This window comes from Leptolyngbya sp. ST-U4 (assembly GCF_039962215.1).
GTDB lineage: Bacteria > Cyanobacteriota > Cyanobacteriia > Elainellales > Elainellaceae > Leptolyngbya_A.
This window is the reverse complement of record NZ_JAMPKZ010000001.1, coordinates 496983-510641: the sequence shown is the minus strand read 5'-3', so window position 1 is coordinate 510641 and position 13659 is coordinate 496983. Positions and strand designations below refer to the sequence as shown.

16 protein-coding genes are annotated in these 13659 nt (G+C 53.2%); 8 read left to right on the top strand and 8 right to left on the bottom strand.

What is annotated here, in order from left to right; genetic code table 11:
• Positions 1–84: 84 nt before the first annotated feature.
• The 3 genes from hemJ to NDA02_RS02150 all read right to left on the bottom strand — a co-directional run bounded on the left by hemJ (position 85) and on the right by NDA02_RS02150 (position 1768).
• A complete protein-coding gene (gene hemJ / locus NDA02_RS02160) occupies positions 85–687 on the bottom strand; it encodes a protoporphyrinogen oxidase HemJ (protein WP_190790627.1) in 603 nt (200 codons plus the stop codon).
• 232 nt (positions 688–919) lie between these two features.
• Positions 920–1144, bottom strand: a complete 225-nt coding sequence (locus NDA02_RS02155) for a DUF2811 domain-containing protein (RefSeq protein WP_190790626.1) — start codon at positions 1142–1144, stop codon at positions 920–922.
• A gap of 330 nt (positions 1145–1474) precedes the next feature.
• Positions 1475–1768 carry a hypothetical protein gene (locus NDA02_RS02150; RefSeq protein WP_206755038.1) on the bottom strand — a complete coding sequence of 98 codons (294 nt, stop codon included), beginning with the start codon at positions 1766–1768 and terminating at the stop codon, positions 1475–1477.
• Positions 1769–1989: 221 nt separating this feature from the next.
• Between NDA02_RS02150 and NDA02_RS02145 the strand changes: the two genes are divergently transcribed.
• From NDA02_RS02145 to NDA02_RS02135, 3 genes are all read left to right on the top strand, one after another.
• Positions 1990–2712: a pyridoxine 5'-phosphate synthase gene (locus tag NDA02_RS02145; RefSeq protein WP_190790625.1), complete on the top strand. Its 723-nt coding sequence runs from the start codon at positions 1990–1992 to the stop codon at positions 2710–2712.
• A gap of 246 nt (positions 2713–2958) precedes the next feature.
• The gene (locus tag NDA02_RS02140; protein WP_348245864.1) at positions 2959–3288 is read left to right on the top strand and encodes an MgPME-cyclase complex family protein; all 330 of its coding nucleotides are present in this window, start codon (positions 2959–2961) and stop codon (positions 3286–3288) included.
• A gap of 139 nt (positions 3289–3427) precedes the next feature.
• Positions 3428–4249 carry a hypothetical protein gene (locus tag NDA02_RS02135; protein WP_348254331.1) on the top strand — a complete coding sequence of 274 codons (822 nt, stop codon included), beginning with the start codon at positions 3428–3430 and terminating at the stop codon, positions 4247–4249.
• Positions 4250–4291: 42 nt separating this feature from the next.
• Here the strand turns inward: NDA02_RS02135 and NDA02_RS02130 are convergent, their stop codons facing one another.
• The 4 genes from NDA02_RS02130 to folD all read right to left on the bottom strand — a co-directional run bounded on the left by NDA02_RS02130 (position 4292) and on the right by folD (position 7259).
• Entirely contained in the window at positions 4292–4852 is a 561-nt protein-coding gene (locus NDA02_RS02130; protein WP_348254329.1) for a dihydrofolate reductase family protein, read from the bottom strand.
• 27 nt (positions 4853–4879) lie between these two features.
• On the bottom strand, positions 4880–5335 hold the full coding sequence (locus tag NDA02_RS02125; RefSeq protein ID WP_190793290.1) for a divergent PAP2 family protein: 456 nt from the start codon (positions 5333–5335) through the stop codon (positions 4880–4882).
• A 30-nt stretch (positions 5336–5365) separates the two neighbouring features.
• The gene (gene crtE, locus NDA02_RS02120) at positions 5366–6280 is read right to left on the bottom strand and encodes a geranylgeranyl diphosphate synthase CrtE (RefSeq protein WP_190793289.1); all 915 of its coding nucleotides are present in this window, start codon (positions 6278–6280) and stop codon (positions 5366–5368) included.
• Between the two features lie 115 nt (positions 6281–6395).
• On the bottom strand, positions 6396–7259 hold the full coding sequence (gene folD / locus NDA02_RS02115; RefSeq protein WP_190793288.1) for a bifunctional methylenetetrahydrofolate dehydrogenase/methenyltetrahydrofolate cyclohydrolase FolD: 864 nt from the start codon (positions 7257–7259) through the stop codon (positions 6396–6398).
• 240 nt (positions 7260–7499) lie between these two features.
• Between folD and NDA02_RS02110 the strand changes: the two genes are divergently transcribed.
• The 5 genes from NDA02_RS02110 to NDA02_RS02090 all read left to right on the top strand — a co-directional run bounded on the left by NDA02_RS02110 (position 7500) and on the right by NDA02_RS02090 (position 12622).
• The gene (locus NDA02_RS02110; RefSeq protein ID WP_190793287.1) at positions 7500–7934 is read left to right on the top strand and encodes a hypothetical protein; all 435 of its coding nucleotides are present in this window, start codon (positions 7500–7502) and stop codon (positions 7932–7934) included.
• Positions 7931–8434: an NUDIX hydrolase gene (locus tag NDA02_RS02105; RefSeq protein WP_190793286.1), complete on the top strand. Its 504-nt coding sequence runs from the start codon at positions 7931–7933 to the stop codon at positions 8432–8434. Before NDA02_RS02110 ends, NDA02_RS02105 begins: the two co-directional genes overlap by 4 nt.
• Entirely contained in the window at positions 8434–9180 is a 747-nt protein-coding gene (locus NDA02_RS02100) for a SprT family zinc-dependent metalloprotease (protein ID WP_190793285.1), read from the top strand. The genes NDA02_RS02105 and NDA02_RS02100 overlap by 1 nt, the downstream gene beginning before the upstream one ends.
• A 267-nt stretch (positions 9181–9447) precedes the next feature.
• Positions 9448–10452 (top strand): GTPase Era, encoded by a 1005-nt coding sequence (gene era, locus NDA02_RS02095; protein WP_190793284.1) that lies wholly within the window; start codon positions 9448–9450, stop codon positions 10450–10452.
• 259 nt (positions 10453–10711) lie between these two features.
• Positions 10712–12622, top strand: coding sequence for a GAF domain-containing sensor histidine kinase (locus tag NDA02_RS02090; protein ID WP_190793283.1), 1911 nt, complete (start codon positions 10712–10714; stop codon positions 12620–12622).
• A gap of 5 nt (positions 12623–12627) precedes the next feature.
• Here the strand turns inward: NDA02_RS02090 and NDA02_RS02085 are convergent, their stop codons facing one another.
• The gene (locus tag NDA02_RS02085; RefSeq protein WP_190793282.1) at positions 12628–13563 is read right to left on the bottom strand and encodes a serine hydrolase; all 936 of its coding nucleotides are present in this window, start codon (positions 13561–13563) and stop codon (positions 12628–12630) included.
• Between the last annotated feature and the right edge of the window lie 96 nt (positions 13564–13659).

Here is a 13659-nt window from a genome sequence, read left to right as displayed (position 1 = left end):
CGATCGCTAACGTTTGTTGTTATCCCTTATTGTTGTCCTTCTACCGAGAATTGTTCAAAACTAAACCGTTCAAAACTCGATCGGCTACACCGAACTTTTTGCGCCCAGTTCACCTAAATTAGCCGTTGAGTCAGCATTCGCAGCCCGCTCTTTTTCAAGCCGCCGCTTCCGTGCATAGAGCTGAATAATTGCTGCCATTGCCACAATCATTGCCACAATGCCCCAAGCCGTTGCTGACGTCGGTAAACTATTCTTAAAGACTGCCAGCAGCACAATTAATACAAGAAATAAAGTTGGTACTTCGTTGAGCCAGCGAAACTTTTGTCCGCTCCACTGCATATTTCCGGCTGCAAGCTGTTTCATCCAGCGACCGCAAAGGTGATGATAAACCACCAGCAGCGCGACCAGACTGAGTTTGACATGGAGCCAGGTTTCGTGTAGCAGGCTTGGCGCAGTAACCAGCATTGCGATCGCCATTGCCACGGTCAGCACCATTCCAGGCGTGGTAATCAGGTTATAGAGACGCTTCTCCATAATCTGATACTGCTGCTGCAAAATCGTGCGAGCGGGTTCGGGCTGCTCATCTGCCTCAGCGTGATAGACAAACAAACGCACAAGATAGAAGAGTCCGGCAAACCACACTACGACTCCGATGATATGAAACGCTTTAAACCAGAGATATGTCATGGGATGTCTTTATCTATTGTCCAGCCCTCATTGTATCGAGTGGGAAGGGGATCAAGATAGATGAAAAAACAGCCGCAGCGACAAGCCGATCGTTAAGTTTAATGCGTACTCAGATACCAGGGAGATAGAGATTTTGACAAGCGAATCGCAACTAGAAATAAGCGAGACACGATCCAAATCGGAGTCAGTGAAAGATTAAGAAGTGAAACAATTCAAACCGCGTTAAGCCACGTTAAACCGCGTGCTTAAACAGCGTATCTAGATAAACCCTGGCAGCCCGTCGATAACTGCGGGAAGAATCGGGAGTCGAGCTTGTGCCGTTTTGCAGCAGGAAGAGCGAGAGCGCGGCGCAGAAGACCCGGTCATGATCCCAGTCAGGGTGGGTTTCTAGATAGCCTTGAAGCGACTCGTGCAGTTCTTCCGGGATTTCTGCCAGGATGCTAACCGTTGCTTGCATGGGAACCTCGTTGAAGATGAGTAACTGTAAAAGATACCTCTAGTTGCTTCAAATGAAGCAAATTTGCTCACAGCTATCGGTACAGGGCGATTAACTCAAAGGAAAACGGCTTTGTACCGCAGCAGAAAGCTGAGCGAACCTCATCTCGTCCAACCCTACCGAATCCTTGCTGGAAGCGGCGGGAATGGCTTCGGTGAGCTGCCCTTAACTTTGGTGGTCGCATCATTTTGCGCTATGGGGGGGTAGGGTTGTCAATGCCAATTTTTTGTGGCATGAAACAGGTGACGAAATATCCTTCACGAAGGAATGAGGGTTTCAAGCTAATTTTTGTTACATTTCTTCACAAAATCCAGGAAAAATCTTGTGAAATGCTTGTCTGCTCCGTAATCCACAGGAATTCCCCAACCCCCGATCGCACCGTTGCTGCCTGTGGAAAACCCAGGTTAAGCCTGTGGAAAACTGCATCATGCCTGTGGAGAACTTGTGGAATGGGTGGGGAAAAGCCCTTCTTCTGTAAAGTTTTGTAAAGAATTCCTCAATCTGTTCCGGTTCACCCCTGGCAAACCCTTTGGTTAAAAGCATTGCCGCGATCGAGCCTCCTTCAAAACAATTGTGCTGAGTCATGAATTCTTAACTTCGCTGCACGATTTGGGAGCATTGTATAACAGTATTGTCAAGATTCACATGAACTATCCCTCACCTCTTCACCCACCTTTTCACCCATCCCCCTCCTCAACCCCTACCTTCCCTGCTAAGCAAAACACCATCCGCTAAGATATAAAGCGGAATTGCTCAGACAAGACTGAATCAAACGATCTCATTTAGGCTTAATTCGGGAGGAAAGATTGCCTACACTCGGCGTCAATATTGACCATGTGGCGACTATTCGGCAGGCACGCCGCACCGTTGAACCCGATCCTGTTGGGGCAGCCGTCCTTGCGGAACTGGCAGGAGCCGACGGCATCACCGTTCACCTGCGGGAAGATCGGCGGCATATTCAGGATCGGGATGTGCATCTGCTGCGTCAGACCGTGCGAACCCATCTCAATTTAGAGATGGCAGCGACCGATGAAATGGTGTCGATCGCCCTGGAGATTCGCCCGGACTATGTGACGCTGGTTCCCGAACGGCGCGAAGAAGTGACGACCGAAGGTGGGCTAGACGTTGCAGGGCAGATCGATCGAATGCAGCAGGTGGTTGATGCCCTTCAGGAGGCAAATATTCCCGTGAGCCTGTTTATTGACGCTGATTCGGCTCAGATTGACGCGGCCGCGATCGTTAAGGCAAAATTCATCGAGCTGCACACCGGACGCTATGCCGAAGCCAAAGACGATGCCAGCCGTGCTCAGGAACTTACCTTCCTCAAAAAGGGCTGTCAGCAGGCACTTGCTGCCGGAATCCGGGTGAATGCAGGGCATGGCTTGACCTATTGGAACGTCTACCCGATCGCCTGTCTTCCCGGTATGGAAGAACTGAACATTGGGCACACCATTGTCAGCCGTGCTGTTTTGGTCGGGATGGAGCGAGCCGTGCGCGAAATGAAGCAGGCAATTCGAGGGGAGTTTTAGAGGAGGGTAGAAAAGTATGATTAGACTCGCGCCCCCTGAGTCCCCTGGGTACTGGATGGAGCCGAGCTAGCTTTCTCCTGAATTTCAAAGTTCCCCAGCATGGGAGGATTTAGAAGGCGATGCAGAATCGCTGCGGCTGATCAAACTGCCTGCTGCCATTCCGCTTATTTCGCCCTAGTTCGAGCAATTTCATCGATCGTTTTTTAACCTGTTATCACTTGTAATCAAAACTTAAACTTCAAGCCAATGCAAACCTACTACTATGCTGTAGCAAGCCAGCGATATCTGCTGGAAGAAGAGCCGACCGAGGAAGTTCTCAAAGAGCGGATTCGCTACTATCAGGAACAGGAAAAAGAGCGCGACTTCTGGCTGGTGCTTCAGCCCGCCTTTCTGGATGCTCCTGAACTGGCAGAGGTAAAAGCCAAGTGTCCTCAGCCTGCGGCAGCGATCGTGTCGACGAATCCTCAGTTCATTACCTGGCTGAAGCTGCGGCTAGAGTATGTGGCAACGGGAGAATTTCAGGCTCCTTCGGCAACGATTCCAGACCCGCTTGCATCCCCTGCTCCCACCGCCTAACAATATCGCTCGACTGAGCGCAAAGCAGCGATAACTGTCCTAAACGGGAACCGTCTTAAACGGAAACTGTCCTGAACGGATACAGGCGACGGAGAAAAGGGTAGACTACGAGTCCCTTTTGGTTTGAGGAGTTTGAGCAATGAGGCAACGTTGGATTGCGCGATCGAGTTTCGTTACGCCGCTGATTCTGGTCGGAATTCTGGGCAGCACGCCGGGACGATCGATCGCGCAGCCCTTGCCAACCTGCAACCCGCCTCGCCCAGATGAATATCTGCTGCTGGTTCGCAACCCGAATGCCGATACGCAAAATCAGCTTCGGCAGCTTCTTCCCAGCAATGCTGTACTCACCGACTGTCGCTACGACAATAACCCGGTGGTGCGGGTCGAAGGGTTTGTCAGTGCGGACATTGCCGGCGCCTGGGCGCAATATCTCAGCACTTCTTCAGGGCTTGAGGCGATCGTTGCTCGTCCACCTGCCGCTTCCTCGACGGCGACGAATTTCCCCAGCCCAACCCAGACAACTCCTAATTCCCAGATAGCTTCTAATTTAGGGACAAGCCCGGCAACTACTCAGGCAGCAAATCCGGCGACTGCACCGAGCAATCCGGCTCCTGCCGCTCTGCCTACTACTCCTGCGGCTTCGGCTCCGGCTCCTGCCCCGGCTCCTCAGACCACCGCAGCGAGACCAATACCTGCGTTTAATCCTCAACCGCTTGGCGGGGGCTATGCCGTGGTGGTGAACTATTTTAATCGTCCTGAAGTGGCTCTAGACATGCAGCAATTCACCGATGGCGATGTGGGCTTGGTCGCGTTTGAGCAGCGTCCTTATTTGCTGGTTGCCTACACACCCGATCCGGCGGCGGCTTCTGCTGTGCTGCGAAGCTTGACCGAGCGTGGATTCACAGCGTCGATCGTGGATAGCCGGAGAGCAATCTTGCTTACCCCGGCAGTTGCTCGATAAGACGCAGTGATGCTTAAACAGGTGATGCTTAAACAATCCGTGTTATTGGGTGGGACGGGAAACCTCATAGCGCAGCTCTGCAAAGGCGTTTCCATAGGCCTTTGCCGACAGAAGCTTTAGCGGAGGGGTGACAATTCTGCGGGGGAGGAGCGGTGCCCCACTCCCCAGCGTCACGGACGCGATCGTCACAATAATTTCATCCAGCAATCCCTGATCATAAAACTGACCGGCTAAATCTCCTCCGCCCACGATCCAGATATTTCGATCGCCCGCCACCTGGGTCATTTCTTGATGCACTGAGCGGACATCCCCTTTGACAAATTGAATATCTGCGCCTTCAATCAGGGGCAAACTGCGCGAGGTAAAGACCCAGGCGGGTTGTTCATACGCCCATGCTGGCGATCGATCGGCTCCCTCGCCCGTTGGATGGTTGAGAATCCATTCGTAAGTCGTCGAACCCATTGCGATCGCCCCAACGTCACGAACGAAATCTGGATAGCTGCTGCTGTCGGGTTCGCCAAACTGAAAGAGCCACTCCAGGGAGTTCTCTGAATCAGCAATAAAGCCATCTAAACTGGTGGCAGTGTAATACTGAGTTTTCATTGGAACATGCTTTCAGTGAAATACAACTTAATAGGCAGGCGAAGCGATCCAGGAGATTGCTGCTCCCAGGGCAGAACCCACAATGACCTGCACGGGCGTGTGTCCCAGAAGCTCTTTCAGCCGATTTTCATTAAAGGTAGGATGCTCACGAAACAGCTCATCAACGATTTGATTGAGAATTCGCGCCTGCTTTCCGGCTGCCTGCCGCACTCCGGCTGCGTCGTACATTACGATCACCGCAAACACAAAGGCGATCGCAAATTCGCCGCTTTCCCAGCCTGCGGTTTGTCCAACTCCGGCAGCCAGAGCCGTGACGAGCGCAGAATGGGCACTGGGCATTCCTCCGGTTTCAACCAGGGTGCGGAAGTTAATCTTACCGTCGCGAATTAAATCAACAAAGACTTTGATAATCTGCGCCAGCACAGAGGCAAGCAGCGAGACGAGCAGCACGTGATTGTCAAGGATGGCGGGAAAGTCCTGCATGATGGCGGGTAGCGAGTTTTTGCGAATAGCCTAGTTTTTGCGAGCAGTAATGTAGTCAGCCAACGCCATCAGCGGATAGGCACTTTCTCCATAGGCTGCGAGATTTGCCTTTGCCTCGTTCACGAGCTGATCTGCCTGACGCTTTGATTCCTCAATGCCCCAAAAACTGGGATAGGTCGCTTTTTGGGCTTGCAGATCTTTGCCTGCAGTTTTGCCCAGCTCTTCTTGCGTGGCGGTGATGTCCAGCACGTCGTCAATAATTTGAAACGCTAGCCCAATGTTTTGAGCGTATTCTGCCAACCGCTGGCGATCGCCTTCATTTGCCCCCGCCAATATTGCGCCGCACACCACCGCTGCTTCCAGCAGTGCTCCAGTTTTGTGGCGATGAATATAGGTCAGCGTGTCCACCGTGACATCCGATCGCCCTTCGCACTCCAGATCGACCACCTGACCGCCGACTAGACCCGCTGCACCCACCGCACGGCCCAATTTAGCAATGACTTGCAGAACGCGATCGGCTGGGACATCCTGAGTTTGGGCCGCGATAAATTCAAAGGCATAAGCCAGCAGCCCATCGCCTGCCAGAATCGCAATATCTTCGCCGTAAACTTTGTGATTCGTAGGTTTGCCGCGCCGGAAGTCGTCGTTGTCCATTGCGGGCAAGTCATCGTGGATCAGCGACATAGTGTGGATCATTTCCAGGGCGCAGGCGGTTGACATTGCCATTGCAGTCGTACCGCCGATCAGCTGACAGGTTGCTAGACAGAGAATTGGACGCAGCCGCTTGCCCCCTGCCATCAGTGAGTAGCGCATCGCCTCATAAATTTTTTCGGGATACACCACGTCGATCGAGCGAGCGAGGGCTGCCTCAACCTGTGCCTGCTGTGCTGCCAGATAGCGTTTGAGGTCGAATTCGAGATACTGCTGACTGTTGGTTGCAACCATGCTTTAATCCGCTTGAGCCACTAAACTTGTCATTCCTACACCATGAACGCGCATTTCTGAACGCGCACTTTAAACGCACAGCGGCAATGCAAAGCAGTTCCTGTTTGGTAATCGGCTACAGGCGCTGGCGATAACTCCATACTGTATTGTGCAACAGCATGGTCACAGTCATCGGTCCAATTCCGCCCGGAACCGGAGTAATCCAGCCTGCAACAGCTTTGACCGCTTCATAATCCACGTCTCCAACCAGCCGGGATTTTCCCGTTGCCTCATGGGTGACACGATTGATTCCCACATCTACCACAACCGCGCCCGGTTTCACCATCTCCGGCGTAATCAGATTCGGGCGACCAACTGCCGCGACCAAAATATCTGCGCTGCGGGTGACTGCGCTTAGATCTGGGGTGCGAGAGTGGGCAATCGTCACCGTGGCATCTTCTGCAAGCAGCATCAGGGCGATCGGCTTGCCCACCAGAATGCTGCGTCCGACCACGACTGCCTGTTTGCCTTTTGCCGAGATGCCGTGTTCCTGAAGCAGACGCATTGACCCGGCAGGCGTACAGCTTTGCAGCCCTGGTTCCCCACGCATAAGACGACCCAAATTCACCGGATGCAGCCCGTCTGCGTCTTTGTCGGGATTGATTTGATTCAGCAGGGCGACCGCGTCCAGATGATCGGGCAGGGGCAACTGCACCAGAATCCCGTCTACGCGATCGTCTTCGTTTAAGCTCTGAATCGTCTGCTCTAAATCTGCCTGGGTCGCGTCTGCCGGAAAATGCTTGCCAAATGAAGCGATCCCCACCCGCGCACAAGCCTGCTCTTTATTTCGCACATAGGCAGCACTGGCAGGATTATCGCCCACCATCAGCACTGCTAAACCGGGCGGTCGTCTATGGCGATCGCTCAAGGATTCTACCTCGTCGGTCAGTTCTGCTTGAATTTTGGCTGCGAGTGCTTTGCCGTCCAGGATGCCTGTCATAGTGAGTTGAGGGTGAGCGTCAATGGGCAAAAATCCCTTTGATTATCCAAGGTTGATTCGCGACTGCTGAATGCTCAAAGTCCTTAGTTTAGCGTCTATTGTCGCCCTCGTATCTCGATCGCAGCCGGGAGTTAAGATTCGTGATTCCTGGGCAGCTCATTCTGGCTGTCAACGTTACTTCAATCAGAATAAAATCTTCAGTCGGAGCAGTCGTACAGAATTCCCTGGTGTGGAGGTGACGTGAAAAGCCGCAATCATGCTGTCCTGTTGCTTAAAAGCCTTGCCTCCTCGCACCGATCGATCACCCTAACCGGAAAATGGTTTCGCGTTGCTCCGGGTCTTGCCGCCGGAACCCTTCTTCTTGCCCTGCTGCTTAATAGCTGTAGCCGCTTGACAACAGTACAGGATGTGCAAACCCGTCCCCGTCGGTGGTCTTCTACAGTGCAACTTGAGGGAACAGTGGGCGATCGAGTACCGCTGATTGGGGCAGAAGTGTACGAGCTGAAAGACCCGACAGGCGAGATCTGGGTCTTAACGGACGATCGCACCCTGGAAACAGGGGAGCAGGTGAAAATTCGAGGAAAAATTCGGATTGAGGAAATCACGATCGAGGGGCAAACTGCGGAGGAAGTGTACATTGAGCAGCAGCACCTGATCGAAAAACAGCCGCGATGATTGATCCCACAATCCAACTCGACTCAAGTTCCCAGGTGGCGATCGCCATTTTGCACCAGAACAATGGCTCCTCGAGGGGAACGGCTTCACTGCGATTTTTGATGCAGCTGCGGGATGACAAGCCTCAGATTCGCTATCCGGGCGTATGGGCGTTTTTTGGCGGACATCTCGAACCGGGGGAGTCTCCCGAGCGGGCAATCTGGCGCGAACTTCAAGAGGAAATTGGCTATCAGCCGCCCTACGTTCGATACTTCCGCGCCTACAGGACAGAGATGCAAGTGATTCGGCACGTTTTCGCGGTTCCGCTCACGGTTCCCATCACCGATCTCGAACTCAATGAAGGAATCGACTTGAGACTGCTTACCATAGAAGAAGTAAGGCGAGGCGACTGCTATTCCGATCGTATCGGGCAGATTCGCGCCCTTGCCCAACCCCATCGGCAAATTCTGCTAGATTTTCTTAGAGAGGGATTCTCGATCGCAGACGAACCTGAGACCTAATGGCAGCGAAATTCTCTAAATCGAAACCCTATCGCATCCGGGAAAGCACCAAAGCAAAGCACGTCAGCATCAAAGTGACGCATCTGGGCGACGTAGAAATTGTCGTGCCGAAGGGATTCGATCGCCGTAAGCTTCCCGAAATTTTGGAGAAGCGCAAAGATTGGATTGCGAAAACCACCCAGCGGATTGAAGCTGAGCGGCAGTCTTTTCCGGGGGATGCAGCAGAGCTGGGCAGCGACGGCATGATTCCTGAGCGGTTGTGTCTCCGAGCGATCGATGAAAACTGGACGGTGCAGTATCAGCCCGGCAATTCTTCGGTGAAGACGATCGCTGCTAGCTCCCAGATCCTGCTCTTTGCTCCTACCCAGGAACCTGCTGTTACCTACAAACTCCTGCGCCACTGGCTCAGCCGCCGAGCCGAACAGCAGCTCGTTCCCTGGCTTCGTCAGCTCAGCTCCGAAATCAATCTTCCGTTTCAAACCGCAGCCGTACGTGGGCAAAAGACGCTGTGGGCAAGCTGTTCGGGCAAGAAAAATATCAACCTCAACTACAAGCTGCTGTTTCTGCCGCCGCATCTGGTGCGTTATGTTCTGATTCACGAACTCTGCCACACCATTCACCTGAATCACTCAGCAAGCTACTGGGCACTGGTCGCCCGTAAGGAACCGCAGTATCGGGAGCTTGACGCAGAGCTAAATCGTGCCTGGGTTTATGTGCCGGAGTGGGTGGAGCGGTTTTTTGAGTAGGAATGTGGATAGGTGGATGAGGAGATCAGAAGATGAGGCGAAGGCGTAGTTGGCGAAGGCATAGGATGGGTTAGCGTAGCGTCATGCATTGAATCTAGAGATGGGGCTGTCGCTCAAAAAGCCGAAGACAAGCTGTTTCTGGTAGTTCTGGCTATCTATTTACGCTGCATTGTGTGAATCTTCGCTCTCAAGAATCGATCGATGCGAACATAGAACATAGTGTTCCTGTTGCTTATCAGTACAACTCAGTACAACGTACGACCTGCTATGACCGATCGCCCCCTAGAGGAAAGTGCTTCGCACCCTGCTGCTCCTGACCAATCTGATTTGCTTGCTGCACTGGGTGAACCACTCATCCCGATCGCCCCGCCTGGCTATCGGTCGGGCTTTGTGGGCATCATTGGCAGACCCAATGTGGGCAAATCAACGCTGATGAACCAGCTTGTCGGGCAAAAAATCTCTATCACTTCTCCGGTTGCTCAAACGACACGCAATCGCCTGCGGGGAATTCTCACGACTCCAGACGCACAAATTATCTTTGTCGATACCCCAGGGATTCACAAGCCCCATCATCAACTAGGCGAAGTCCTGGTTAAAAATGCTCAAATTGCGATCGACTCGGTCGATGTGGTGCTGTTTGTGGTTGATGGGTCTGTGCCGTCAGGCAAGGGCGATCGGTTTGTGACTGACTTGATTCGGCGTACCGAAACGCCTGTGATTTTGGGACTTAACAAAATCGACCAGCAGCCTGAAGACCGCGAGGCGATCGAGCAAATTGATCAGACCTACGCCGAAATCGCTCAAGAGCGCGACTGGTCGCTGGTAAAATTCTCAGCGTTGTCGGGAGCCGGGCTAGAGGAACTGCAAGCTACCCTGGTTGGCGCACTGGAACCCGGACCCTATTACTACCCGCCCGATCTAGTGACCGATCAGCCCGAACGCTTCATTATGGGCGAACTCATCCGCGAACAGATTTTGCTGCATACCCGCGAGGAAGTGCCCCATTCGGTTGCCATCGCGATCGATCGCGTCGAAGAAGCCCCTGACATTACCCGGATTCTGGCAACAATTAATGTGGAGCGAAACTCCCAAAAGGGGATTATCATCGGCAAGAGCGGACAAATGCTGAAAACCATTGGGTCAGCCGCCCGGCAGCAGATTCAAAAGCTAGTGATGGGCAAAGTGTACCTGGAGCTTTTTGTTAGGGTGCAGCCGAAATGGAGACAGTCGCGTAACCAGCTTGCCGAGTTTGGCTACCGCGTTGAGGAATAAAGTTAGATTGGCAAAAACTTTATCTCGTCCATGCTCCGTGGGTTTCACCCGGATCGTCCGGTTGATGAATTGCGACCGTGATTTCATTTCACCTGTGGGCACTCTAGACCGGGAAGCTCATTCGATGACTGGTGCGCCTAGCTGCTACCTGACGCGGTGAAACGCCACACTTGTGAAGTCGCGCAAGGCAAGTACTCAGCCGCTTTCGCTCTCGCCTTAATTTCGCTTTCCGTTTCATGCTGTATTTTTCGCTGAGCCTGTGTCTGATCATCACCTTGAAGCCGATTTCAATTTGCCTTTGAGACAGGGTTTGACGCCTGCACTGTCTCCCATTTCCGCTACGAATCCTGAACCGAGTATTTCTTCTCAAGACTGGGAGCGACAACAGGCAGAATGGCAAAAGCTCGTCCGGGCGATCGCCCGTTCAGCCAATCAATCGCTGGATCTGCATCGAATGTTGCAAACCGCGACCGATAAAGTGCAGCAGGTTCTCCAAACCGATCGCGTCCTAATTTACCACTACAAACCGCGCAGCAAGGGCGACATCCTGGCGCAGTCGGTTACAGAAGCGCGCTGGCAAGCAGAGCCCCGGTCCGACCTGACGCGTCAGTTTCGGGCACTCTGTCGTCAGATCAACCGATCGAAGGCACTGGTGCAATCGGGCGGATTTAATATCGACACGTCGAGCCGCCATCACTTTCAGATTCAAGCAGAGGTGAGCATTCCGGTGATCGTGCAGGATTCGCTCTGGGGTCTGCTGGTGGTGCATCAGTGCCGTGCAGATCGCCAGTGGAAAGCCTGGGAACTCAACTTGCTGCATCAGCTTGCAATTCACCTGGAAAGCTTAATCCAGCAGGCAGAACTGTATCAGGAAGTGCAGCGGCTCAACACCAACCTGGAACGGCAGATTCAAGCCCGCACTGCAGAACTTCAGCTCGCGTTTGAGTTTGAGGCAACGCTGAAGCGAATCACCGACAAAGTGCGCGACAGCCTGGACGAAGATCAGATTCTTGAAACCGTCGTGGCAGAGCTGGCAAAAGCAACGGGCGTTGTTGGCTGCAATGCTGCCCTCTACGACCTGGAAAAAAGCACATCAACTATCCACTACGAATACACCAACGATCTTTCTCCCTATCAGGGGCGGAGCGTCTCTCTGGAAGCCTTTCCCGAAATCTACAATCAGCTTTTGGAAGGTTTATCGTTTCAGTTTTGTTCGCTCATGCCCAACCCAGTGCGGGGGCGAGTTGCCATGCTCACTTGCCCGATCGTTGATGACCAGGGAGTTCTGGGTGATTTGTGGCTGATTAACCAGGCGTTTTGCCGCTATACCGAGCAGGATATCCGGCTGGTGCAGCAGGTAGCAAACCAGTGCGCGATCGCCATTCGACAGGCGCGGCTATTTCAGGCAGCCCAGGCGCAGGTCAAAGAGCTAGAGCGGCTCAATCGGCTCAAGGACGACTTTCTTAGCACCGTGTCTCACGAACTCCGCACCCCGATGGCAAACATGAAAATGGCGATTCAAATGCTGTCGGTCGCGCTCAAACAGGCAGGAACTATGGAGGGGCAGGAGCAGCGCATCGCTCAATATTTCCAGATTTTAAGTAAAGAGTGTCAGCGTGAAACCAGCCTGATTAATGACCTGCTCGACCTGTCCCGCCTCGACTCTGAGAGTCAAACGCTCAACCTCACTCCCGTTGACCTTAAATCCTGGCTACCTGCCATTACGCAGTCCTTTACTGAGCGATTGGAGGAACAGGAGCAGCAGCTCAAAATTCAGGTCTCTCATCCTTTGCCGCCGATCGTCACCGACCTGGGCTATCTGGAGCGAATCCTGCTCGAACTGCTGCAAAACGCCTGCAAGTACACCCCAGCCAGGGAAACCATTACGATCGCTGCCTCTCTCCTGCCTCCTAAAGAAGCCGATCAGCCCTGGATTTCGTTGAGCATCAGCAACACAGGTGTACAGTTGCCCGCTCCAGAACTATCCCGCATCTTTGAAAAGTTCTACCGCATTCCCAACAACGATCCCTGGCAGCACGGCGGAACTGGACTGGGACTAGCACTCGTGAAAAAACTCGTTGAACACCTGGGCGGAAAAATCTGGGCCGAAAGCAACACCAACGAAACCTGCTTTTCCATCCTCCTCCCAACCCCAAAAAACGCCCTCTGACCCCCTCACCCCTCCATCACACACTCAGCCACCTGTCCTGAAATAAACGGAAGCAGCTTCTCGTTCTGACTCTGAGTTTTTCCTTCTGTAAACACGACCAGCACATAGGGCAGAGCATTGGGCAGTTCCACATAAGCGGCATCGTGGCGCACCTGGCTTGTCCATCCTGCCTTTGACCACAGTTTTGCCTCGGTCGGCAAGCCTTCCCCTAAAAAGCCCGTCACCTGGTTTTCAGGATCGGCAGCGAGATCCGCCGCATTCAGGCTGCGCTGCATCAGAGTCATCATTGCCTGCGATCGGCTAGATGAAACTGCGACTCCTCCAATTAGACTGTGCATGAGTCGTGCGGTCGCCTCGGTGGTCAGGGTATTGCGATTTTCCCGCAGTTCACCCAAGAAAGCCCGCTCGCGTCCGTAAGGTCCATCACACCAGGTTTTCTGATTCACATTAATGCCTTCTAGCTCAATCCACCCCAGGGATTGAAAGTAGCGGTTTACAAGATTACGCTGCGATTTCCAGGTCTCAAATGGCTCTGGCGGCAGTTCTGGACCGCTCGTGGTTCCGGTCAGCATATCCATCACCAGGCTGGTCGCATCATTGCTCGAATCCACAATCATGTCTCGCACGGCGCGATCGAGTTCTGCCGAGGGCTGAATCATGCCCTGCTCCAGCCATTCTGCTACCGCCACCAGGTAAAACAGCTTCACCACGCTCGCCGGATAAATTTGCTCTACTCCCCGATAGGAAAACCCCCGCACCGGATATTTCCAGAACTCTTCTGGCGTTAACGCTCCGCCTGTATTCACCGGGATCGGCTCATCGTAGATCAGCCAGGTTATCGCAAGCTGTGTGCGCGTCAGTCCCGGAAAAGCAGCCCAGGTCGCCTCCAAAATCCGATCGCCCCACTGCTCAAGCTGTGCATCTCGATAGAAGAAAGGCATGATTAGACCTCACAAGTTCACCCACCAAAGATTACATCAGGAGTAGGAGATATGGCGTGAGGGAATAGGAAGGGAGTGGATGAGTGAAGGAAGCGG